Below are 21,359 nucleotides of genomic sequence, written 5' to 3'. Positions count from 1 at the left end.
CTCGCTGGTTCAGATGATGTAACCGCCGGAAACCTCAATGGATTGCGCGTTGATCCAGGCACTTTCTTCGGACAGCAGCGTGGCGATCACTCGACCGACGTCGTCCGGTTCGCCGATGCGACCGAGCGCCGTTTGCGAGGCCAGCAGCGTCTCGAATTCTTCGCTCAAGCCGCCGCCCAGTTCGGTGCGAATGGCGCCGGGCGAGACGGCATTGGCACGGATGCGCCGCTCACCAAACTCCTTGGCCATGTAGCGAGTCAGTACTTCCAGTCCGCCCTTGAAAGCGGCATAAGGCGCCACGCCTGGCGTGACCACCCGTGTCGTCGCGCTGGTCAGGTTGACGATGCTTGCGCCCTCCTCCATCAGCGGCAGCAAGGCCTGGGTCAGGAAGAACGGGCCCTTGAGGTGAACGTTCATGAGGTCGTCGAACTGCGCCTCGGTGACCGTCTCAAGCGGATTGAACAGGCCGTGGCCGGCATTGTTGACCAGACCACCCAAGGTGGTGGTTTGCCAGTTCGATTGCAGCGCCTGTCGTACCGCATCGACGAACACGCCGAAGCGCCCGGCATGGCAGACATCCAGTTCAAGGGCGACGGCATGACCACCTTCGGACTTGATGCGCTGAACCACCGAATCCGCCGCTTGCACGTTGCTCTTGTAGGTCAGGATGACGCCCATTCCACGCCGGGCACAGTGCACTGCGGCGCTGGCACCAATGCCTCGACTGCCGCCGGTAATGACGATAACGCTCATGGCTTGCTCCACTGTCAATCAGATGAGCAACCACGGTAACCATAGACCCTCGGGCGAGCGCAGCCGTTACTACTCCAATCCTGCCTGTTTCTGCTTTTCGCTTGCGCCGTGCGTCCCCCTGCGGTCAGATGTCTCCCCATGGAAAACCAACTGCATGAACTCAGAACCCTTGCCGCCAGGGCCGAAAACAGGCGTACAGAGACGGGCATTCCGCGCGTGGCCATGGTCCAGGGTGCGATTCCCGAACATCAGTTGGCCGCTGTCTATGAGCCGATGATCAACCTGATCCTGCAAGGCAGTAAGACCATCACCGTCGGCGATCGCACATTGAGGTATGACCCGGCGACCTATTTCGTGATGTCGATTGAACTGCCGGCGGTCGGCAGTGTGCACCCGGCCACGTCTGGCGAGCCGTACCTCGCCGTCGCCTTGACGCTGGACCCTGCCGTACTGGCAACGTTACTGACAGACCTGCCAAAACCTGTCGCACCGTCAGAACAGGAGGCCGGCTTCTCAGTGGCCGCGGTCACACCCGAGCTGATGGATGCCTGGGTGCGCATGCTGCGATTGATGGACCGGCCGGCGGACATCGCGGCCCTGAGCCCGGTGTACGAGCGGGAGATTCTCTATCGGGTTTTGCAAGGACCGCACGGCTGGATGCTGCGCGAGATTGCCGCGCCCGATACGGCCATGGCCCGTGTCAGCCTCGCGATCCAGTGGATTCGCCGCGCCTTCGCCGAGCCGCTGCGGGTCGAGGACATGGCCCGCACAGCGTCGATGAGCGTGTCAGCGTTCCACCGCCATTTCAAAGCCGTCACCACGCTCAGCCCCTTGCAGTATCAAAAACGCGTGCGGCTGCTTCAGGCGCGGACTTTGTTGGTGGCGAACGCTAAAAGCGTCACCAGCGCCGCGTTCGATGTCGGCTATGAAAGCGCTACCCAATTCAGCCGGGACTACGCCCGCGTTTTCGGTTTGCCTCCGGCCCGGGATGCCGCGCGGATTCTCGCGCAACTGCGCGGACGTGCCGACTGAGGGTGCTTCGGTCCGACTGACTCTGTTTCTTGTCATCGCGTTGGCGAATGCGTGTACCGATCGATGCCATGAAAGCGCCGCCACTGGCCCCCACCCGACCATTGCGCATACCATGCTGCGACTTCAAACCGTCAGGTGTCTTCCATGATCAAAGCCAGCTTGCGAAGCCACCTGACACTCTGGTTTGCCGGTCTGTCGTTGCTCACGCTGGTGAGTGTGGGTTTCTACGTGGGCCACATCGCCACCGAGCAAATGAAGCAGGCCAGCGGCAATGCGTTGTTGAGTACGGCAAGGTCGGCGGCCGAGCTATTGGGCGCACAACTGCATGAGCGTCAGCTCGAAGTGTCTCTGCTCAGTCGAGCGCCGTTATTCAAGCACGGCGACCTGGGCGATCCGGACATCTTGTCGTCGATGGAGCTGCGTTCGCAATCCCGTGCCGAGTACGCCTGGATGGGCTTGGCTGACGCCAACGGGCGTGTACGGCAAGCCGTGAACAGTCTTCTGGTCAATCAATCGGTGAAAGAGCGCCCCTGGTTCCAGGCCGGGTTGCGCGGTGCTTATACCGGCGATCCTCATGAAGCGGTCCTGCTGGCCAAACTGCTGCCCGGAACCGCCAGTGGCGAGCCTTTGCGCTTCATCGATTTCGCCGCGCCGATCCGCAATGCCGAGGGCCAGGTGATCGGTGTGCTGGGAGCCCATGCCCATTGGAGCTGGGCGACGCGGATTGTCGACGCGGCCGTGCTGCGCAAGGACATGACGCCCGAGGTAGAGGCGCTGATCGTCGACCACGACGGCAAAGTGCTCTATCCCGAAGCGCTCATGGGGCAACGTGTGGCGAACATGCCGGTCGCCCGGGAAAACCATTCCGATACCGCCGGCTGGTCAGTCGGCGACGGTTACCTGACCAGCGTGGTCGCGGTCCCCACGCCCTCGAGCACGGACCTGACGTGGTACATCGCGGTCCGCCAGCCACTGGATATCGCGCTTCAACCCGCACGTATCCTGTTTTACAAATTGCTGGTGTTGGGGGTCATTGCCGCCATCGTGTTTGCTCTGGTGGCGTACTACCTGGCGCTGTACCTCAGCCGCCCGATCGAACAGCTGGCAAAGTCAGCCAAACGGGTACAAAACCAACAACCGGGTGTGACGTTTCCGCGGGACCATTCGGTGCGAGAAATTGCCCAGCTGGGCCAATCCCTCCAGGGCATGACGGAGTCCTTGCTCGGCAAGGAGCGCGAGTTGCAGGAAGCCAATGCGTCGCTGGAAGCCACGGTCGCGCAACGCACCGCCGCCCTCACCCAGGCCAACGCCGATCTGTTGAAACTGGCCACCCACGACGCACTGACCGGCGTGTACAACCGGCGCCGATTCGACGAGAAACTGAATGAGTGCAACCTGCTGTTTCAACGCACCGGACGGCCCTTTGCGTTGCTGTTCATCGACGCCGACCACTTCAAGCAAATCAATGACACCCACGGCCACGCGATCGGCGATGAGGTGCTGCACCAACTCGCCCGGCTGATCCAGGACAACACCCGCGCCACTGACTTCGTGGCCCGTTACGGTGGCGAGGAGTTTGCGGTGCTGTTACCGGAAGTCGAGGAACCCGAGAGCCCCGAGGTCGTTGCCGAGAAGATTCGCGCCGCGATTGCCGCAGCCATTTTTGCTACGGTCGGGCACGTCACGGTCAGCATCGGCATTGGCCTGGCCGAGATATCGGACAGCAATACCACCGCGCTGATCAAACGCGCCGATCAACAGCTCTATCAGGCGAAGTGGTCGGGAAGAAATCGGGTGGCTCCGCAGGCTCGCGTGACGGAACGCCACTGACCTCCAGCTTCCACTGATGAAAACCCGGTTAAACCGCAAGGCTATTCACTTAAGAACATCTTCAGCTGAGAGACAACCTGTGGCGAGGGGACTGATCCCCTCGCCACAATTGCGCATCCGCAATCAAGACCGGGTATTGGGCTTACTGAACGTTTTTCAGCTTGACCACATCACCGGAGATCTTGGTGGTGTAGCCGGTCAGGACCCACGCCCAGAACCAGTTTTCCTGCACCTGGGTGTTGATCATCGCGTCACCGCCCTTGGCTTTGATCGCCGCGTTCTGAGCGCGAACAAAACGGTTGTTCTGCTGGATCGGGATCACGCCGAACAGCAGCAGGCCCGTGGCGCTCGCTTCACTGTGGCCCAGGACGGTGTATTGACTGCTTTCATAATGCTGGGTGTTCATCGGCGTGCCGGTGCAACCCGCCAGAACCAGACCGAACAGGGCCACTGCGACAACTTTACTAACGTACTTCACTGAAAAAGCTCCATGAGATATTGCCCGGGATCCATCTCTCGGGCGGCGCACACTCTAACGGATGAGATGGCCAATTGGTATCAGCTAACGCAGGTGATTGGCCGCCCCTTGGTTGGCGGCGGCTTTTGTTCGAGAGAGTGAAACGTCGCGTCTCAGCTCTGAGTTATCGCAGCCGGTGAACGTGCAGATGAAACAGGCTCGTCGTCCAGCTTGATAACATTGCCAGCATCGGCCCCAACCGCCGCCATGGGGATTGAAATGGCATAGCCGTAGAGATTGACTCACTGATCGGCATCAGTTCTTTGCTCATTTCACCGGTTTGGCACGCGCGGCAGCTCGCGAGAAGTTGAGCGCGACGGCAGCGTTAATCAACGCCTTCAACGCTTCCTCATCAATCTCATCGCCTTCATGCACATCAATCGCCCGTCGGGTATTGCCTTCAAGACTGGCATTGAATAGTCCCGAAGGATCCTCCAGCGAAGCGCCCTTGGCGAAGGTCATCTTCACGGCGTTCTTGTACGTCTCGCCGGTGCAGATGATGCCCGCGTGTGACCACACCGGAACGCCCCGCCATTTCCATTCCTCGACCACATCGGGGTCGGCGTGCTGGATGATCGTTCGAATCCTGGCGAGCGTTTCGCCCCGCCAGTCACTCAGCTCTTTGATTCTCGCGTCTATCAGCGCAGAGGCGCCTTCGTCCTCTGCGTTCTTTGAGCCGATGGGTTCCTTGTTCATGAGATAACCGCCTCCTTCAGGATGGATTCGCCCGGTTCATGATAGATGGCGTTCACCCGCCTTTGAGGCGCGCTGACTGACGGCTTGCGTCCCTGACCGGTAATGACTGCAGTCAGTCATCAGAATCCAGTCAATGCCTGGCCATCAATCCATGTAACACCCCGACCCTTAAACCCGCTTCCGAAGGCGTCATCTGCGACAGGCCAAAAACCTTGAACGCGGCCAGCATGACCACCAGTCCGCCAGGCAAGCTATTCAGGCGATGGGGTTGCAAACCCGCCAGCCTGAGGTGATTGACCTGCCCCGCTTCAAGCAGGCGCAACGACAGGCGCAGCAGGCCGCCGTAGGTGATTCCGTCTTGGTCATCATCGTTCAAGCCGTTGGCCTTGAGGACTTTGGCGAGCATCCGCGCGGTGCCTGAAGAGCCGATGGCCTGCTGCCAACCCAGCGCCCGGTAACGACGTGCGACCTTTTCAAACTGCACCGTGGCGACGCGCTCGGCTTCCAGCAGGCCCTGAGCCGTAATGCAGCCTCCGTGAAAATAACGCGTGCCAAAAGTGCTGCTACCAATGGCAATGCTTTCGGTCAATAGGGGCTGTGCGCCCTGCCCCAGAATCAACTCGGTGGAGCCGCCGCCAATGTCCACCACGAGCCGCATACTTGCGGCACTCGGTGTCGTGTGGGCAACCCCGGCATACACCAGCCGGGCTTCTTCATGCCCGGAGATCACGTCAATCCGAAAACCCAGGTGACGCTCGGCGCTGGTCAAAAACAACTGGGCATTGTCGGCTTCGCGCACCGCGCTGGTCGCCACGGCCCGCACCCGTCCAGCCTCAAAGCCGCGCAGTTTTTTGCCGAATCGCGCGAGCGCCTGCCAACCTCGATCCAACGCCAACTCATCCAGCGCGCCGCCCTGGAATCCTTCCGCCAAACGGACGGGCTCGCGCAGGGTTTTGACTTCCTGGATCACGATCTGCTGGTTGCGTCTGACCGACTGGCCAATCATCAGGCGAAACGCATTGGAGCCCAGGTCAATGGCCGCAAACAGAGAGGCGTTCCCTTTCATGGTGGGGATTCCTGGCAGATTCATCAGCCCGCGGGCGGGTGCGCTGGGTATTGAAGATGGTTTGTGATGATCCTGCCATGCCTTAGGTGACACCAAGATGACACCGCCCCCCCCTGCGTCGCTGTGTATCACAGTGTGTACGGCTACCCTCTTGATACATGCGTTTTCACCGGGCCTGCGTTTCGACACAGGCCAGATACGTCGCCGCGTTCAAATGTTTTCAAGGTTTCAAGGGGCTCAGCCAGAACCCCTGGCCAACGCCTTGCAACGGAGACATCACCATGAAGATGGCAATGCAGAACAAAACCGGCATGACTCGTCGCCACCTGGTCAGCTCGTCGATCCTGGCATTCGCCCTGTTCGGCGCGCTCGGTGCGGCCCACGCACAAACGAGCGCCACCGTGCAGCCGGCGGCGGTCAAGGCCGACGCCGCTCAGGCCACACCCTCCCCGTTCGGCCCGCTGAAGCACATCAAGGCAGGGCTGCTGAACGTGGCCTACGCCGAAACAGGCCCGGCTGATGGTCCGGTGGTGATCCTTCTGCACGGCTGGCCGTATGACATTCACAGCTATGACGAAGTCGCCCCGCTGCTTGCAGCGAAGGGCTATCGCGTGCTGATGCCGTATGCGCGTGGTTATGGCGATACGCATTTCCTGTCCGATAAAACCCTTCGCAACGGCCAACCGGCCGCATTGGCCAGTGACGTCATTGATTTCATGGATGCGCTGAAGATCAAACAAGCGGTGCTCGGTGGCTATGACTGGGGCGCACGTTCCGCCGGCATCGTCTCGGCGCTGTGGCCAGAGCGGGTCAAGGCGCTGGTTTCGGTCAGCGGCTACCTGATCGGTAATCAGGCGGCCGGCAAGAACCCGCTGCCACCCAAGGCCGAATTGCAATGGTGGTACCAGTTTTACTTCGCCACCGACCGTGGTCGTGCCGGGTACGAGAAAAACACTCATGATTTTGCCAAGCTGATCTGGCAACTGGCGTCGCCAAAATGGGCGTTCGATGACGCCACGTTTGACCGCAGCGCCAAGGCCCTGGACAACCCCGACCACGTCGAGATCACCGTCTTCAATTACCGCTGGCGCCTGGGCATGGTCCAGGGCGAGCCTCAATACGAGGCGCTCGAACAGAAACTGGCCACGGCGCCGTCCATTAGCGTGCCGACCATCACCCTTGAAGGCGATGCCAACGGTGCGCCGCACCCAGCCCCCGAGGATTACGCCAAGCGCTTCACCGGCAAATACGAGTTCCGGCTGATCAGCGGCGGCATCGGTCACAACTTGCCGCAGGAAGATCCACAGGCGTTCGCCAAGGCAGTGATTGATGCGGATCACCTTTGAGGCCGATCTGAAATAGTCCTTTCACAACGACGGCTCGTTTTATCAACGAGCCGTTTTATGTTGGAAAAAATTCCGCCGACCCCGTTCTGAACATCATTCCAGCAAAGACACCAGACGCGGTTCCAGGGACGTTTCGAACACATCCAGCAGCGCCAGCGTCACCGGCAGCTTGAAACGCCGCCGCCCCGCACTGCCGGGATTGAGGTAAAGCCGGTCGCCACGCCACTCTATCCGTGGCTTGTGCGAATGACCGGTGATCACTAGCTTGATGGCTGAGTCGAGCGCGGCCGGGACATCGGCGACGTCATGCACCAGCAGCGTTTCCCATCCGTCGAGATCAAAACGAAGAAGGTCAGGAAGTTTTTCTGCCCACGGGGCGTCCAGGTCATTATTCCCACGGACAACGTACAGCGCAGCGATAGCCTTGAGTTGATCGAGAATGTCGGCGTTGCCGATGTCACCCGCGTGAATGATCCGCTCACAACCCGCCAGGGCAGCCAGGGCTTCGGCACGGAGCAAGCCGTGAGTATCGGAAATCACACCAACTTTCATGCGCCGCTCCAGATCAGGTTCAAGGATGAGTGACAGCTCCGTCCCGCAACGTCCGCCTGACCTCAGCCTGTATGGCATAAGCCGGCGCCTCCACCGCATTGAAATCTTGTGTATACCGCTGGGCAAATCCTTCTACCCCCCATTCCTGGAACTGCTGCACATGCTTGAGCTCGTGCGCCCAGAGCACGATGTTCTGTTCTGCGGTTTCAGCATCCCGGAAGAGGATGATGTCGATCAGCGTCACGGCACCGACATCGGGGTTTTGCAGCATGGCAGTGGCGGCGTTGAACTGGCCGCTATCGCTGACTTTGTAGCGTGCGGCATCGAGGACGACGGGATCGTACCAGCGCAGCAATTGCTCCCGGATGTGCGGTGGAATGGGTTGCAGGCCGGTGACGGCGGCGTCGGCGCGGGCCTGGGTCAGCCACAGCGCCAAGGCTGGCGCGGCGATCTGGTAGAGGTCACCTGTCAGCCCCATGTCTGGCAGGCAGATGCAGCCGTCCAGGCACACTTGCTTCTCGCCAGCCGGGCAGGCGCCGGTCTGGGCTGGCACTTCAAGCGTCAGGCAAAGAACAACAAGCGCCACCAGGCGCGTGATGATGGGTGGCATTGGACGCTCCAGGGACGGATGCGGCGCTAACAGTGAATCGGCGTGTCGGCAAAACATCGCTGTACACCACAGACCACTCTTTCCTGCAACTCACTCGCTCTCAGAGGAAGTGGTGGGGTCGAGAGTGGATTCAGCCGCGAGCTTCAATCGATCAGCCTTGCTGATGTATTTAGACTTGCTTGCCGGTGCCAGTTTGGCACTGGCTTTTTTGGCATGCGCCTTTAATAGCTGCTTGATTTTTTTTTGACGATTCATGGTTTTTCACTCGGTGTGTCAGCGCCCGAATGATATCAGCTTAAATGGCCGGACCCGATCCCCGGGGTGCGCACAGGGTGCACAACGCGGGCAATTGACGACAAATCGCAGGCGCTGGCAGAACCGCCCGCCACCGAACGCCTGCCACCGCCGCAATCAGGCCAAGGCTGCGAAAAGCACTACCCCAGGGAATAGGCGGGGAAGTCCGTATAACCGACCTCGCCGCGGCGGGTGTAATACGCTGATCGGTCCGCTTCGGCTAACGGCCAGCCGTGCTTGAGACGCTCTGCAAGGTCCGGGTTGGCGATAAAGGGTCTGCCGAAGGCAATTAAGTCCACCAACCCGGTGTCGAGCGCAGCCTGCGCGCTGTTGCGATCAGTGAACCCGCCACACCAGATGATTGCGCCAGGGAACGCGGCCCGAACCTTGGCCAGCAGAGCGTGGTCGAGGTGGTTCGATTTGAACTCGGCCAACTCCATGTTTTCCTCAGGCATCAGCTCGTAGACCAGGTGCAGATAGGCGACGCCGAGACGACCCAGACGCTCAGCCACGTACAGCAAGGTTTCCTCGGTCAGCGGGTCCGCCGGAATACCGTTGAACTTGCCAAACGGCGACAGGCGCACACCCACACGCCCCGGCCCCCACTCACGCACCGCCGCGTCAACGACTTCCAGCAGGAACCGTGTACGGTTTTCCAAGCTGCCGCCTCCATATGAATCGGTGCGCGTATTGAGCACCGAGTTCATGAACTGCTCGACCAGATAGCCATTGGCACCATGGATTTCGACACCGTCAAATCCGGCCTCCCGGGCGTGGATGCACTCTTGTGTAAACGTGTCGACCAACGCCATCACCTCCTCTGACGTCAGGCGCCGAGGCTGGCCCGCCGGGATGTGGTCCAACTTGCCATCCGGGCCGTGAGCGAACACTTGCGACTCAGCCCTTTCGTCGGTCACGCCCCAAGGCGCCTCGCCGTTCGGCATGAGCGATGGATGGGCCATCCGGCCAACGTGCCACAGTTGCAGAAATATCGTGCCGCCGTTGCGGTGAACCTGATCGGTCACCAGGCGCCAGCCTTGCCGTTGGGCTGGCGTGTAGATACCAGGTGTCATGGCGTAGCCATTGCTGGAAGGCGCAACGTCCGTTGCCTCGGCGACGATCAGTCCGGCACTGGCTCGCTGCCCGTAATAGGTGGCCATCAATTCATTGGGGACGTCACCCTCGGACGTCCGCGTGCGCGTCATGGGCGCCATGACGATACGGTTTTTCAATCTGAGGGTGCCGCCAACCAACTGAGATTCAAACAGGTCTATCATTGGGCTTCCTTCGGGTCGGATCTGATCGGAAGGAAAAGCGTACTGTTCCTAAATCAGGCTTATCTACACACCGTTTAGTCAGTGGTACCCAATGAAGACAATCAATAGACTGCCGGGCTTGCCGATCGAGCGCACGCTGGCTGTGCTCTCCGGGCGCTGGAAGGGAGTCATCCTTCATGTGCTGCTGGACGGACCGCAACGCACCTGTGATCTGGAGAAGCGCATCGTCGGCGTTTCACAGAAGGTGTTGATCGAGCAACTGCGAGCGCTTGAGGAACACGGGATGGTGAGCCGCCAACCCAGCGCCCGGGATCGTCAGGGGATCGAATACCTGCTCACCCCGCTGGGCGAAAGCCTGCGGCCCATCCTCGAATTGTTGATCGAATGGGGCGTCCATCACGCGATGGAACTCGACGAGGCCGATCGGCTGTTGCCCTGCGAGGCAGTTGTTCGAGATCGCATTATCCGATCAGAGAATGAGAATGCCTGACTGGGTGCCCGACATCGCGTCGTGCTGATACGCATTGGGCCAGGTTAGCGCTGGCCCGGTAAAAGTTGTGCCCCCCGCTCGGCCTGCCTTGGCCTGAACGGAGGTCCGGCTCCCGCGAGCGATCAATAGTCCCAGATGGCCGCGATCCAGCGAAAGGCATCTCCGTCGATGGCCACTCGACCAACGGAGGGGAACGGCAGGTGCGTAGCGACAAACAGCTCGCCGCTCGCCGCCGCCTCGCGCATCAGGCGAACGCGCACGCGATACGCTTCCTCAGGGTCATGTTCAAAGCCGTTGTGCCATTCAGGGTGCTCGAAGGCAACCGGGAACAGCGCGTCGCCTGCGAACGTCAACCGCTCACCGCCAGAGTTCACGTAGACCACACTGTGCCCCGGAGTGTGGCCGCCGGTCAGCTTGACGATCACGCCCGGTGCCACCTCATATTCGTCTTCGAACGTCTTCAGCTGGTTGTGGAAGGCATCCATGAACTGCTGGGCCGTGGACCGCAAAACGTCGGGCACCGGCGTCGGCATGGTGGTTTGGGTGAAGTCGGGAGTCGCCCAGAAATCGACCTCGGTCGCCGAAACGTGAATTCGCACATCAGGACGCAACCGGTTCTTCACCTCATCGACGAGCAGCCCGCCGATATGGTCCATGTGCATGTGGGTGATCACCACGTCGGTCACCGACGCCAGGTCAATGCCGGCCGACTCCAGACGCTTGGGGAACTGCCCGGCCCGCGGAAAGCCGGGGAACTGCCCACCCAGCCCCGCGTCGACCAAGATTGTCTGGTCGCCGCTGCGCAGCACCAGAACGTTGAGCGGCCAATCGAATGCGTCCGGCCCCAGGTATTGATCCTTGAACCAGGCCTCGCGATCGGCGGGGTCGACATTGGTGGACATCGTCGACGTCGGCAGCGGCAGCACCCCATCGCTGATCACCAGTACGTCAATCTCGCCGACTCGCAGGGCATAGCGCGAAGAAACCATCTCTTGCGCCCCCGTTCCGCCGAAATTCGAGGTGGTGTACAAGCTTAAGCCGGAGACCGGCTGACCGCTCACTGGCTGAGATGCTCCATCCTTTGGGGTGGGGATGTTCAGATGCGTCGTCATGGTTATTCTCCGATTGCCTGACTCAAGGGGTCTTAAGCGAAAGCCACTCTCTCGAGGTGAAAGGGACTGATCGTTCAGGAATCGAGTCTGCATCGCGACGCACCACGCCAGCTACCATACCTGGGTATGGTGAGCTTGCACCTTAGCGTGATCGTTTCATGCAAAAGTGTGGAGACGGGCTCTACGAAGTCACACGCACTAAGCCACCTTTTCGCCGCCTCGCCGTTTACCCACGCTGAACCTCGCGCCCGCCCGAAGCGCATGGCGGAGTTTCAGCGCCGGCCGTTCGATGCTGTAGTACGAAACGCAACTCAACCCGAACGACAGGATCAGAACGGCGGCAACGATGTGCGCGTCGTAGGCAACCGGCCAGAAAGCACGCAGGAAGTACATCACCACAAAGTGATTCAAAAACACGCCATAGCTGATGTCCCCGAGGAATTCGTCAACCCGGTGAAACTTGAGTTTCGTCAGCACGTACACGGCCGGGATGCCTAAGGCGATGCCCGCCGTCACCTCCGCGTTAAACGGCCGACGCTCAATCAGTCCCGCTTCGATGGCCGCAAACATCAAGGCAGCCACCACGGCAGTGCCGGCAGCGATCGCTAAACCCTTCGCCTGCGGTTTGTACAGGTAGCTGCCGCACAGGAACATGAACAAGACGCCCGGCAACAGGCGATAGCCGTACACATCGGTGTTGAGGAAACCAAGACACGCAGTCATAAATACGGCGACAGACAGGACAAACGCAACGCCCCTCGCCTTGTAGATCAACAGGAATGGAATCACCAGGTAGAAACACATCTCCAGCCCCAGAGACCAGGCCGGCGGCAGAATCAGCGGCCCGGCGAGCCCGAACATGTAGAAGCCGAGGGGCACCATCGTGAGGCTCGCCGCGATGTTCCCGAGCGTCAGCTCGGCGGCTTGAGGCGTGCCGGGCAGCAGGCAATAAATCACGGCGCACGATGCCAGGAAGTAGAACAGGAATTGAGGGTAAAGCCTCAAGGCCCTGTCCATGTAGAACAGCCCGATTTTCTGCGGCGCCTTGTAATTGCGCTCGATGAGCGAGGTCATTACAAAGCCGCTGATGATCAGAAAGGAAATCACGGCAACCACGCCAGGGTTAAGCCCCGCGAACGTTTTACCCATATGAGAAACGGCTACAAGAATAGCCAACAGCAAACGATAAGCGCCCACTTACACTCCTGACGTCCTTGTATTTATGGCGCGTAAACTACGATGCTTTGCGTCCTGAGAACAGGATTATTTCGTGCCGCGGGGACCTGTTTTCATTCATGTGAGATCGACCAGGCAATCGATGCCGTATGGCGATTCGAATTGGCCCTGACAAAAAAAACCCCGCGACCGAAAGGCGGTGCGGGGCAAAAAATTGGTTGGTTGCGGCCAACCAAAGGAGCGCTTGAAAAACGTTTACGGGCCGGGGTCAGATGCAATCCTGGGCGGCGCGTCCGAAACTCGACGGCAGGAAGTTCGAGGCCAGCAAGTGCCGCTCGTAGATGAACACCTTGCCGCCACTGCCGGACTTGTAGGCCTCCAGCACGTTGTCCGCAGAGACTTTGCTCGGCACCACGATCCGGTAGCTGCGCTGGGTCTGCGAGACGGTCGGGTTCAACGCACTGCCCTGCAATTTCGGTACGACGCAGTCGGCGTATTGCGCAGGTGTCTTACTGGTCTGCAGGGTCAGCGTCGGGTCGTTCGGCGCAGAGGCGCAACCGGCGAGCAATAGAGAGGCAAACGCCATGGCAGGCACAAATAAAGGGCGCATGGGTGTCATCCTGAAAATAAAAAGTCCGGTTCATCGCGTGACGGGTCAGCGTCACGGGCTGTGTTCGATGGGGGCGATTTTCCGGTGATTACTGACAAAGCAGAACTTGTCTTTCGTGATTGTCACTATTACTTCACGCAATAGTTGCGCGCCGTGCAGACTCGTACACACTCAATCACAACCGAAATACATTGATGAGGCCTCTCCTTGAGAACGTTTGACCTGATCCGCGACGCCGTCCTGCCCGAGTTCCGTGACCGGGTGGCCGAGTACTTGATCCAGTACGAAACTGTACTGCTGTGCGAAAACCCGCACGACCGGGAGTTAACCCGTGCCACCGCCAACCAGCTGCGCGGTTATTTGCGCGGGCTGAACACCACGCGGGTGTTGGGCATGGCTGATTGGGAGGAGCTGGATCGGCGGGTGGTGGATACATGGCTAGCGCCCGACCAATGACAGCGGGTCCAGACTCCGGTCTCGGTCGATGAGACGGTTCACCCGTTGGTGGATCATCTAGTGGGGTAATCGCGCTACGCCCTGCTGGGTATGTCCAACAGGATCATGGTGGCGAAAATCAAGGCGAACCGGGTTTTAATCGGGACTGAAGCAATAGGCCGCCAGTTTGTTGCCGTCCAGATCACGGGCATAGGCAGCGTAGGCATTCGGTGCCCAGCCACGCGGTCCCGGCAGGCATTCACAGGTACCGCCAGCGGCCAAAACGGCTGCATGGAACGCGTCGATGGCGGCACGGGGCGGCGCTTCGAAACTGATGGTCACCCCATTACCGACGCTGGCAGGTGCGTCGTTCGCCGGTTTCAGAACAAAGAAGGACGGTGAGTTCTCGCCCCAGATAGAACCGTTGTCGCCGAGGTCGGCAATACGCTTCTGGCCCAATTCGCCCAGTAAGCTGTCGTAGAAACTGCGGGCGTTGTTCAAATCATTGGTGCCGACTGAAACGTCAGTGAATACGCATTTTTTTGCGCTTTGTCAGGTGGGAAATAACGCGCAGTACGGCGTCGGGGTTTGGCCAAAAATGTGCCCCGAGCCTTTGAAAAACAGTGATGAATCGGCATTAATCCGATGTGAGAAGCGCATAGGCACAGAGGTGGCCTTCACAACAGTCGATGCCTTGATACTCTATGTGCCCCATGACCATGGACATCAGCACATGGAAATAGCACCACCATTCGTCATTCTTGAAACCACCCATTGGCTTCTCAATCATCATAGGTCGTCGGCGCTTCCCGGCTATTTGATGCTGGGGGCGAAAACTCAGGTCAACTCACTGGCTGAACTTCCCGAAGGTGCACTCGCAGAGTTGGGTGGGCTGATGGCCAACATCCAGAAAACCCTTGAATGGCAGCTGAAGCCGAAATGGCTCTACATCAGCCGATTCGGTCACGCCCCTGGCTACCCCATCCACTTTCACTTCATTCCGGTGTACGCCTGGGTCGAGACGCTTTTCTGGAAAGATGCCCGGTACAGGCTTTTGCAGACTTTCGCCAGCGACGAAAACGCCCAGTCACTGACTGATGGAGCAGAACTCACGCTCTTCATCTGGCGTGAATTTGGAGAAAGCCCTGAGCCGCCTGAAGTTCAAGGGCCGTCAATCAAGCAGGTTATTGATGATTTACGAATAGCATTCAGATAGGGGGAGCGGTTTGTTCGTTTGGGGTCGATGTCCTTCGTGAACGGTAGCTATTGGTCGATTTCTGCCCGTCACCAGGGACTGCAATCGGCCAAAAGCGGACGTCCAGCCCACCACTTTTCTTCAGGCAAAAGCTGCCGACAGGAAGGCAATCTTGAAAAGAATTTAAACTCGCCTGGCGATTTCCCAAACGTCAACATACGGAAATAGATTCGTGCAGATTCATATTATCTACACCCGAACAGTCATGTTGCTCTCCAAGCATCCTTACCAATCATGGAGAGAAATTCAAAATCAGTACCCTGACTACATGACTTCGCTCGGCCCTTGGGAAGAAGATATGGTCATCCAATACCTTGCAGATGAATACCCAGAGCTTTCCCCGCATCCGCAAGAGCAAGTCAATGCGTTCATAGCAGATACTCAAGAGGCAAGAGTGCTTACTTTTGCCGCGTAAATCGTCTTATCGACCATTCTCAGAAGCTCGCCCTCGACGTCCGCTTTGGGTCGGTTGCTGCCCTTCGCGACAGGCTGTAATCGGTCATAGTCAGTAGACAGACTGGTTGTAACCTGATTGCCGCGTTACACCATCGTTGTCGGCCAACCGGACTGGGGGCAGTTGCACCGTTTTACTCGTTATCGGTAATTGCCTGCTTTTTACCGTTGTATTTCATGTGCGCAATCTGCGCAGTTAGAACCCGTTGCCGCCCACAGGTGATACCAGCCGCTCGACAGAAGTCGCAATTCGATCCCGAGCAATCTTGTCATTTGCCAAGGCTTAGGGCAGGGTCGATACCACTGACATCTCTGCCAAAGGAGTCACCCCATGTCAAAGGTATATCCCAGTATCGATCCCGAGGGGTTGGTCGAGTACTCAGTGGTCTACACCGACCGCTCGCTCAACCACATGTCGCAGTCATTTCAAGACGTGATGAAGAACATTTCCAGGACCTTGAAACAGGTCTACAACGCCCAGGCTGTTGCGGTGGTCCCGGGCAGCGGCACATTTGGCATGGAAGCGGTGGCGCGCCAGTTTGCCACCGACCAGCAATGCCTGGTGATACGCAACGGCTGGTTCAGTTATCGCTGGAGCCAGATCCTTGAGATGGGCAACATCCCGGCGGCCACCACGGTGCTGAAAGCCCGACCGGTCGAGACTGGTCGCCAGGCGGCCTACGCCCCGCCCCCTCTGGACGAAGTGCTGGCAGCCATTCAGGCGCAGAAGCCGCAGATTGTCTTCGCCCCCCACGTTGAAACCTCATCAGGGATTATCCTGCCCGACGAGTACCTGCGGGCCGTCGGCGACGCCGTGCACGCGGTGGGTGGCCTGTTCGTGCTGGACTGCATCGCCTCAGGCACGCTTTGGGTTGATATGCAGCAATGCGCAGTCGACCTGCTGATCAGCGCACCGCAGAAAGGCTGGAGCGCCTCCCCTTGCTGCGCACTGGTGATGCTCAGTTCTTTGGCCCTCGAGCGCATCGAGCAGACGCAAAGCACCAGCTTCGCCTGCGACCTGAAAAAGTGGCTTCAGATCATGCAGGCCTACGAACAGGGCGGACATGCCTACCATGCGACCATGCCCAGCGATTCCCTCGCGCGATTTAACGAAGTGATGAAAGAGACGCAAGCCTACGGTTTCGACAAGGTCCGCGACGAACAACAGGCCCTGGGCGATCGGGTGCGCGCAATGTTGACCGGCAAAGGCATCAAAAGCGTGGCCGCAGCGGGCTTTCAGGCGCCTGGCGTAGTGGTGAGCTACACCGATGATGCCGACATCAAGAGCGGCAAGAAATTTGCCAACCACGGCCTGCAGATCGCCGCCGGAGTGCCGTTGCAATGCGACGAGCCGGCCGACTTCCAGACCTTCCGCATCGGTCTGTTCGGACTCGAAAAGCTGCACAATATCGAGCGCACGGTCAGCACCCTCGAGCAGGCATTGGACGAGGTGTTGGTTAACTAAGCCCTCATCGTGCCCGCAGCAGATGCCGGACCTGTGAGTTCCAGGAAGGCATCCTGCCCCGGGCACTGCCGGCCCATGGCGCTAATCTTCGACAAATTTGACGCTAGTCGCCCGGACGTCATATTAGAACCACAAGGGAACGCCCATGCACGCGTCTTACTGACACGTGCACCCTTCAGCGCTATCAGAAAAGGGTTCCAACAAAGCCTTTCACGGGGTGGATGATTGGCGGCTGTATGACTCGGATTGCCCCATTGCAGACGGTGGCAACGGGCAAAAATCGGCCAAGAGCAGACGCTGCTTGTGCCTTAACCCCAAGTTACATTCACTGATGTGGGCGTACCCTAAAAATGGATCGCGTGCACCCTATGCACGCTCAAACGCGGCACACGCATGACGTCCCTGCTTGGGAAGACTCTGTAGGTGCTAACACACCGAATGTGAACGCCACACGTAAGCTCAGCTCACCCTTCCCCGAGAAGGTCGCCTGACCAGCCTCCTTATGTGACGAATTAATTCACGGATATTTACCGATGGAGTAGGTCCTTATACGATGGAGTCCGCATTTATTCCTGCCCATCACGTCTGAGTAAGCTATGGTTATTCAGTGTATGACAAAACGGATTAACAAATTGTGTTTTATAGTCACGCAAAATTTTTCGCAGACAAATAAGCGGCAACTGCCCACAGGTCAGTTATTTCTATATTTACATACAATACCGCTGGGTGCCTGAGCGATGAATAACACTAGTTTTCTGGGTGAAAGCGCTAAGAGCTTCAGTATAGTGATAGTGAATTACAAGACACCAGAAATCACCAAGATATGTTTGGATTTATTGCATCAGCATGTGGGTGGTATCGTTCCAATATGGGTAGTTGACAACTATTCCGCCGATGAAAGTACTGAGTACTTGCGGACTCTTGACTGGATCAACTTAATCGAGCGTACTGTTTCTGAACCAGAGCAGGGCCATATCGCCCATGGCAAAGCACTTGACATGGTGTTGGAGCGGATTGAGTCTGATTATTTACTCCTGATGCACACCGATACATTTATTTTCGATAAAAATGTTTTTCCAATGATGCTAAATAAATGCATGAAAAACCCCAACATTGTAGCCGTCGGTTGTGTAGAGCAACTAAATCGTGGGACCACGAGAACCCTTTGGCGGTTTAGCTCACGATTGTTAAAGCACCATTTCAGACGCCTGAAAATCTCCTTGGGATTACGTTCCAGAGAACCAAAACCGTACAGAGAAGTCTACTTGAAGAGTTTCTGTACATTGTGGAACTGCAAACTTATCAAACAGCACGGCTTGCGTTTCTCGATGGATGATCGTGTGCCCGGCTACACGCTCCAAGACCGCATGACCGAGCTTGGCTATGTCATTGAAATGTTATCGCCGCGTAAAATTTTCAGCTATCTAGATCACATTCAGTCCGGCACTGTCGCAGCGGCTGGTGGCTATGAAAAGACTCATAGACGAACCAAAATGTACAACAACATTCTCAAGCGTCTTAACAAAGACAACAGCCAAAGCTAAGCGTTGAAGGCACGCAGCGAGTAGTGTGTGCGACACGGCTTGAAATTATCCTTGGGTTTTTATATTAAGTTATTGGAGCGGTAATGGCCCCCATCACTCAAACACTACCTATCACCCTCTCCCCGGAGCTTGATTTCGACCAGAGCGCCGCCAGCGCTTTGGGTGACTCGCTAGCCAGTAGCTATATCCAGGCTACGCCATTTCCGCATATAGTCATCGATAACTTTTTACAGGAAGACCTGATTGCGAGTATCTGTTCGCACTTCCCAGTCGAGCCAACTAACAACGAAATGCTCTACGAGCGTGGCTATAAAGGTCAGCGCAAACGACAAATCAGTCCCAACGAATGCGCCCCCTATTTGAAGACTGTTTTCAACGCCTTTAACTCGGCCCCCATGTTGCAGTTTCTTGAAAAGCTCACGGGCATTGAAGGTTTGATACCCGACCCCTACTTTACCGGTGGCGGGCTGCATGAAACGAAAAGTGGTGGCTTCCTAGGTGTTCATTCGGACTTCAGACTCAACAAAAAGCTTAATATTGAACGCAGGTTGAATGCCATAATTTATCTGAATGAAGACTGGCAAGAGGAGTACGGCGGCAACCTGGAACTTTGGGATATCGACATGAAGACTTGTCTTAAAAAAGTGCTGCCAATTTATAACCGCTGTGTCATTTTCAACACAGACAAAGACAGTAATCATGGGCACCCCGAGCCTTTAACGACTCCGGAGCACATCACGCGCAGGTCTATAGCGCTTTATTATTACACCGCACAAACCATGGCGGCCGATCCCGCACAAAGAAATAAAACACATTACAAGCCAAGACCCAAAGATCGTTTAAGCCTCAAGTACTATTTGAACAAACTAATCAAAAAGAGAAACTAAGCTATATCGCTAGAGAGGACGCCTCCCCCCCCCCCGCCGTTCCGCCGACCAGGCTCAGGCTTGCCGCCTAAAGATGGCTCGGCGAGGGAGACTTCTTCCCGATAATGCTTTCTGCAGCAGCGTGGCACTCGGCATAACTTCCTGGCCCGTCGAATATTTGCGGGGTGTACCAGACTTCGTCTCCTGGTGCGAAGGCCATCACACCCGGCCCCACTTCTTCGACAACGTCAGATATGTCGTGTCCGGTAAGGGTAACCGCCGAGTTTATGCGGTAATACTCGGCCAACCGGATGACAATTGCGATGTGACTTCACTAGAACAACCTTGAACGCTCTGAATAACCAAGATTTCGTAGACTAGACCGACCGACTGCTTTTGGCCGATTGTTGCCTGTCGTGAAGGATGAACCGTTTGTCAGGCATACAAGCCATACCCTGCCGCGATGATCAGCGGAGAAACCAGGAGCGTTGCCCAGAACCCAGATTTTGGAACAGCAATGACGCAAATGATCGAGATCATCAGCACATAGATGCCAACAATCTTAAGTAGCGCAAGATCGCCAACGGCTACGGCGTGGATCGCTGTCTGCCCTGCGAGCATAAAAAGCGGCCCCAGCATGGTAAACCAGAAGGCTGCACGCCGATCTTCGTGCGCCCTGAACTGGTCAACGAAGCCAGCATTTACAGCGGCGGCGAATGCTGCTTTGAACTTGAAAATACCGAATGGAATATGGAGCACACCCAAGGAGAACAGGGTCCATGCGACGATGTTTGACATGTCTTATATGCTCCGTAACGGTAAGGTGGTTTAGAAGTGGTCACGGCAAATGCGACATTGCTGAGGGAGAAACGCAGCATGGTTGGCCGCAAGGACTGCAGCCCTCGAACGAAGCTATCCATTTGCCATCACCGTGTCCACCGTTCACTTTTGGCCGACTGCAGTCAGTCACGAAAAACCGCAGTCGACCCAAAGCGCAGGATGTGTCGAGGCAAATTCGTCGTTACTTTTTGCAGGGGCCTCGCGTCAGGGGGCGATGCGACCCCGCTCATCCCGCCAGTGCAACGGTTCTTCAAACGGGAAGGAAGAGGGTCGAACACACCTGGGCAATAGGCTGGGCAACTTCGTGCAAATCTTTCATAACCGAATGCCCTCCGGTTCGGACCTTTGATTCTGATGCAGTCACCTCCCCTCTGTGACGACGGGTTAACCCACCGTCACAGAGGGTGCACTCTTACTCCTTCACCTCAACCTTATCCAACGCCTGATTCACCGCCAACTCCCCCAACATCACCACTTGGGTAATCCCCAACAGCGTCTTGCGATGTGAGTTATCCAATAACGCCGCAAAATTGCTGAGCATAGTAGTGGCCGAGCCCAGTGATTCGCTGGCGTTGGCCAGCAAGGACTCGGTGTCGTATGCCGGGTTGGCGAGGAACATGGGTTCGGGTTCGTGGTTGCTGGCCATGATGTGGGCGCCCGGATTGAGGTAGTGGTCGAGGGCGCGTTCGGCGGCTTCGTGGAGTTTTCTGGAATCGAGGGATTCGTAGGGGGATGCCGGATTGGTGTCCGGTGGGTTGGGTGTTGGTTTGATCATAGATGAAGCTCCCGTCACAAATATAAGGAGCCATCACTCTCGCTACCAAACGAGGGTGGCGGCCATACGTGGGTTGGTAGACCGGTTGCGACAGGAAACCCGGCGCTCACAAAGGAGCCCCACGCATGCCCACCATAAAAGCAGAGTCCGAAAGAAGGGACTGCCTGAGGTGTCGCCATGCGACTGTCACAAGCGGGCTACCAAACCCGATCACTGTTTTTCAGTGACCAGGAAACGATATAGCCCACCCCAAAGCCGCACAAGCCGGCGGATTCTGGCGCACGCGTAGGCAACGACGCAAGGCGTTGTAGCCGTTAGGACGTAACGCCGAGTGTCTTTAAACGCGCGCGCCCAAACATGTTTAA

Annotated in this window: 24 protein-coding genes and 1 pseudogene; 10 read left to right on the top strand and 15 right to left on the bottom strand. The window is 57.6% G+C overall.

Annotated elements, in window-relative coordinates; all coding sequences use genetic code 11:
* Positions 1–9: 9 nt before the first annotated feature.
* Entirely contained in the window at positions 10–753 is a 744-nt protein-coding gene (locus JIO00_RS11330; protein WP_200668223.1) for an SDR family NAD(P)-dependent oxidoreductase, read from the bottom strand.
* 138 nt (positions 754–891) lie between these two features.
* On the opposite strand from JIO00_RS11330, the gene JIO00_RS11325 reads away from it, so the two are divergent.
* Together JIO00_RS11325 and JIO00_RS11320 are read left to right on the top strand one after the other, a co-directional pair.
* Complete coding sequence (locus tag JIO00_RS11325) at positions 892–1,785, top strand: AraC family transcriptional regulator (RefSeq protein WP_145310866.1); 894 nt, start codon at positions 892–894, stop codon at positions 1,783–1,785.
* Positions 1,786–1,929: 144 nt separating this feature from the next.
* Positions 1,930–3,615 carry a sensor domain-containing diguanylate cyclase gene (locus JIO00_RS11320; protein WP_200668222.1) on the top strand — a complete coding sequence of 562 codons (1,686 nt, stop codon included), beginning with the start codon at positions 1,930–1,932 and terminating at the stop codon, positions 3,613–3,615.
* Positions 3,616–3,757: 142 nt separating this feature from the next.
* Here the strand turns inward: JIO00_RS11320 and JIO00_RS11315 are convergent, their stop codons facing one another.
* The 3 genes from JIO00_RS11315 to JIO00_RS11305 all read right to left on the bottom strand — a co-directional run bounded on the left by JIO00_RS11315 (position 3,758) and on the right by JIO00_RS11305 (position 5,894).
* The gene (locus JIO00_RS11315; RefSeq protein ID WP_010459119.1) at positions 3,758–4,093 is read right to left on the bottom strand and encodes a hypothetical protein; all 336 of its coding nucleotides are present in this window, start codon (positions 4,091–4,093) and stop codon (positions 3,758–3,760) included.
* A 306-nt stretch (positions 4,094–4,399) separates the two neighbouring features.
* The gene (locus JIO00_RS11310; RefSeq protein ID WP_077750088.1) at positions 4,400–4,828 is read right to left on the bottom strand and encodes a DUF1801 domain-containing protein; all 429 of its coding nucleotides are present in this window, start codon (positions 4,826–4,828) and stop codon (positions 4,400–4,402) included.
* 130 nt (positions 4,829–4,958) lie between these two features.
* Positions 4,959–5,894, bottom strand: a complete 936-nt coding sequence (locus JIO00_RS11305; RefSeq protein WP_145310873.1) for a Ppx/GppA phosphatase family protein — start codon at positions 5,892–5,894, stop codon at positions 4,959–4,961.
* A 281-nt stretch (positions 5,895–6,175) separates the two neighbouring features.
* Between JIO00_RS11305 and JIO00_RS11300 the strand changes: the two genes are divergently transcribed.
* Complete coding sequence (locus JIO00_RS11300) at positions 6,176–7,240, top strand: alpha/beta fold hydrolase (protein ID WP_077750086.1); 1,065 nt, start codon at positions 6,176–6,178, stop codon at positions 7,238–7,240.
* Positions 7,241–7,333: 93 nt separating this feature from the next.
* Here the strand turns inward: JIO00_RS11300 and JIO00_RS11295 are convergent, their stop codons facing one another.
* The 4 genes from JIO00_RS11295 to JIO00_RS11280 form a co-directional block, all read right to left on the bottom strand.
* Positions 7,334–7,792: a metallophosphoesterase family protein gene (locus JIO00_RS11295; RefSeq protein WP_077750085.1), complete on the bottom strand. Its 459-nt coding sequence runs from the start codon at positions 7,790–7,792 to the stop codon at positions 7,334–7,336.
* A 19-nt stretch (positions 7,793–7,811) separates the two neighbouring features.
* On the bottom strand, positions 7,812–8,402 hold the full coding sequence (locus tag JIO00_RS11290; protein ID WP_200668221.1) for an eCIS core domain-containing protein: 591 nt from the start codon (positions 8,400–8,402) through the stop codon (positions 7,812–7,814).
* Between the two features lie 90 nt (positions 8,403–8,492).
* A complete protein-coding gene (locus tag JIO00_RS11285) occupies positions 8,493–8,657 on the bottom strand; it encodes a DUF2986 domain-containing protein (protein ID WP_010459110.1) in 165 nt (54 codons plus the stop codon).
* Between the two features lie 179 nt (positions 8,658–8,836).
* Positions 8,837–9,973 carry an alkene reductase gene (locus JIO00_RS11280; protein ID WP_200668220.1) on the bottom strand — a complete coding sequence of 379 codons (1,137 nt, stop codon included), beginning with the start codon at positions 9,971–9,973 and terminating at the stop codon, positions 8,837–8,839.
* Between the two features lie 118 nt (positions 9,974–10,091).
* On the opposite strand from JIO00_RS11280, the gene JIO00_RS11275 reads away from it, so the two are divergent.
* Positions 10,092–10,463, top strand: coding sequence for a winged helix-turn-helix transcriptional regulator (locus JIO00_RS11275; RefSeq protein ID WP_234452946.1), 372 nt, complete (start codon positions 10,092–10,094; stop codon positions 10,461–10,463).
* A gap of 122 nt (positions 10,464–10,585) precedes the next feature.
* Here the strand turns inward: JIO00_RS11275 and JIO00_RS11270 are convergent, their stop codons facing one another.
* From JIO00_RS11270 to JIO00_RS11260, 3 genes are all read right to left on the bottom strand, one after another.
* Positions 10,586–11,575 carry an MBL fold metallo-hydrolase gene (locus tag JIO00_RS11270; RefSeq protein WP_200668219.1) on the bottom strand — a complete coding sequence of 330 codons (990 nt, stop codon included), beginning with the start codon at positions 11,573–11,575 and terminating at the stop codon, positions 10,586–10,588.
* 198 nt (positions 11,576–11,773) lie between these two features.
* Positions 11,774–12,772: an acyltransferase family protein gene (locus tag JIO00_RS11265; RefSeq protein ID WP_010459106.1), complete on the bottom strand. Its 999-nt coding sequence runs from the start codon at positions 12,770–12,772 to the stop codon at positions 11,774–11,776.
* A gap of 247 nt (positions 12,773–13,019) precedes the next feature.
* Positions 13,020–13,361 carry a hypothetical protein gene (locus JIO00_RS11260; protein ID WP_077750079.1) on the bottom strand — a complete coding sequence of 114 codons (342 nt, stop codon included), beginning with the start codon at positions 13,359–13,361 and terminating at the stop codon, positions 13,020–13,022.
* Between the two features lie 207 nt (positions 13,362–13,568).
* On the opposite strand from JIO00_RS11260, the gene JIO00_RS11255 reads away from it, so the two are divergent.
* A complete protein-coding gene (locus tag JIO00_RS11255) occupies positions 13,569–13,817 on the top strand; it encodes a hypothetical protein (RefSeq protein ID WP_077750078.1) in 249 nt (82 codons plus the stop codon).
* 135 nt (positions 13,818–13,952) lie between these two features.
* On the opposite strand, the gene JIO00_RS11250 is transcribed toward JIO00_RS11255, so the two are convergent.
* Complete coding sequence (locus JIO00_RS11250; RefSeq protein ID WP_200668218.1) at positions 13,953–14,297, bottom strand: VOC family protein; 345 nt, start codon at positions 14,295–14,297, stop codon at positions 13,953–13,955.
* Between the two features lie 232 nt (positions 14,298–14,529).
* On the opposite strand from JIO00_RS11250, the gene JIO00_RS11245 reads away from it, so the two are divergent.
* The 5 genes from JIO00_RS11245 (at position 14,530) to JIO00_RS11225 (ending at position 19,400) form a co-directional block, all read left to right on the top strand.
* A complete protein-coding gene (locus JIO00_RS11245) occupies positions 14,530–15,012 on the top strand; it encodes an HIT family protein (RefSeq protein ID WP_200668620.1) in 483 nt (160 codons plus the stop codon).
* Positions 15,013–15,223: 211 nt separating this feature from the next.
* Positions 15,224–15,466 carry a hypothetical protein gene (locus JIO00_RS11240; RefSeq protein WP_200668217.1) on the top strand — a complete coding sequence of 81 codons (243 nt, stop codon included), beginning with the start codon at positions 15,224–15,226 and terminating at the stop codon, positions 15,464–15,466.
* 369 nt (positions 15,467–15,835) lie between these two features.
* Positions 15,836–16,969, top strand: coding sequence for an aminotransferase class V-fold PLP-dependent enzyme (locus JIO00_RS11235; protein WP_200668216.1), 1,134 nt, complete (start codon positions 15,836–15,838; stop codon positions 16,967–16,969).
* A gap of 737 nt (positions 16,970–17,706) precedes the next feature.
* Positions 17,707–18,513: a glycosyltransferase family 2 protein gene (locus JIO00_RS11230; RefSeq protein WP_083377112.1), complete on the top strand. Its 807-nt coding sequence runs from the start codon at positions 17,707–17,709 to the stop codon at positions 18,511–18,513.
* Between the two features lie 83 nt (positions 18,514–18,596).
* On the top strand, positions 18,597–19,400 hold the full coding sequence (locus tag JIO00_RS11225; RefSeq protein ID WP_077748806.1) for a 2OG-Fe(II) oxygenase: 804 nt from the start codon (positions 18,597–18,599) through the stop codon (positions 19,398–19,400).
* Between the two features lie 70 nt (positions 19,401–19,470).
* Here JIO00_RS11225 and JIO00_RS11220 read toward each other — a convergent pair.
* The 3 genes and pseudogenes from JIO00_RS11220 to JIO00_RS11210 form a co-directional block, all read right to left on the bottom strand.
* A pseudogene (locus JIO00_RS11220) lies at positions 19,471–19,650 on the bottom strand (alcohol dehydrogenase catalytic domain-containing protein); the annotation flags it as partial.
* Positions 19,651–19,814: 164 nt separating this feature from the next.
* Positions 19,815–20,177, bottom strand: a complete 363-nt coding sequence (locus JIO00_RS11215) for a DUF6463 family protein (RefSeq protein WP_200668215.1) — start codon at positions 20,175–20,177, stop codon at positions 19,815–19,817.
* A gap of 454 nt (positions 20,178–20,631) precedes the next feature.
* Complete coding sequence (locus tag JIO00_RS11210) at positions 20,632–20,994, bottom strand: DUF6124 family protein (RefSeq protein WP_010459091.1); 363 nt, start codon at positions 20,992–20,994, stop codon at positions 20,632–20,634.
* Positions 20,995–21,359 lie beyond the last annotated feature (365 nt).

Origin of the sequence: Pseudomonas sp. SW-3 (assembly GCF_016615645.1) — a bacterium.
In the GTDB taxonomy this organism is placed as follows: domain Bacteria; phylum Pseudomonadota; class Gammaproteobacteria; order Pseudomonadales; family Pseudomonadaceae; genus Aquipseudomonas; species Aquipseudomonas mandelii.
This window is presented reverse-complemented; position numbering and strand designations above follow the sequence as displayed.

Bases quoted from the DNA above. Each gene is read 5' to 3' on its own strand.
- JIO00_RS11325 (WP_145310866.1), top strand. From the start codon at position 892: ATGGAAAACCAACTGCATGAACTCAGAACCCTTGCCGCCAGGGCCGAA.
- JIO00_RS11260 (WP_077750079.1), bottom strand. From the start codon at position 13,361: ATGCGCCCTTTATTTGTGCCTGCCATGGCGTTTGCCTCTCTATTGCTC.
- JIO00_RS11285 (WP_010459110.1), bottom strand. From the start codon at position 8,657: ATGAATCGTCAAAAAAAAATCAAGCAGCTATTAAAGGCGCATGCCAAA.
- JIO00_RS11320 (WP_200668222.1), top strand. From the start codon at position 1,930: ATGATCAAAGCCAGCTTGCGAAGCCACCTGACACTCTGGTTTGCCGGT.
- JIO00_RS11210 (WP_010459091.1), bottom strand. From the start codon at position 20,994: ATGATCAAACCAACACCCAACCCACCGGACACCAATCCGGCATCCCCC.
- JIO00_RS11245 (WP_200668620.1), top strand. From the start codon at position 14,530: ATGGAAATAGCACCACCATTCGTCATTCTTGAAACCACCCATTGGCTT.
- JIO00_RS11215 (WP_200668215.1), bottom strand. From the start codon at position 20,177: ATGTCAAACATCGTCGCATGGACCCTGTTCTCCTTGGGTGTGCTCCAT.
- JIO00_RS11295 (WP_077750085.1), bottom strand. From the start codon at position 7,792: ATGAAAGTTGGTGTGATTTCCGATACTCACGGCTTGCTCCGTGCCGAA.
- JIO00_RS11270 (WP_200668219.1), bottom strand. From the start codon at position 11,575: ATGACGACGCATCTGAACATCCCCACCCCAAAGGATGGAGCATCTCAG.
- JIO00_RS11280 (WP_200668220.1), bottom strand. From the start codon at position 9,973: ATGATAGACCTGTTTGAATCTCAGTTGGTTGGCGGCACCCTCAGATTG.
- JIO00_RS11290 (WP_200668221.1), bottom strand. From the start codon at position 8,402: ATGCCACCCATCATCACGCGCCTGGTGGCGCTTGTTGTTCTTTGCCTG.
- JIO00_RS11235 (WP_200668216.1), top strand. From the start codon at position 15,836: ATGTCAAAGGTATATCCCAGTATCGATCCCGAGGGGTTGGTCGAGTAC.
- JIO00_RS11330 (WP_200668223.1), bottom strand. From the start codon at position 753: ATGAGCGTTATCGTCATTACCGGCGGCAGTCGAGGCATTGGTGCCAGC.
- JIO00_RS11230 (WP_083377112.1), top strand. From the start codon at position 17,707: ATGAATAACACTAGTTTTCTGGGTGAAAGCGCTAAGAGCTTCAGTATA.
- JIO00_RS11310 (WP_077750088.1), bottom strand. From the start codon at position 4,828: ATGAACAAGGAACCCATCGGCTCAAAGAACGCAGAGGACGAAGGCGCC.
- JIO00_RS11305 (WP_145310873.1), bottom strand. From the start codon at position 5,894: ATGAAAGGGAACGCCTCTCTGTTTGCGGCCATTGACCTGGGCTCCAAT.
- JIO00_RS11225 (WP_077748806.1), top strand. From the start codon at position 18,597: ATGGCCCCCATCACTCAAACACTACCTATCACCCTCTCCCCGGAGCTT.
- JIO00_RS11300 (WP_077750086.1), top strand. From the start codon at position 6,176: ATGAAGATGGCAATGCAGAACAAAACCGGCATGACTCGTCGCCACCTG.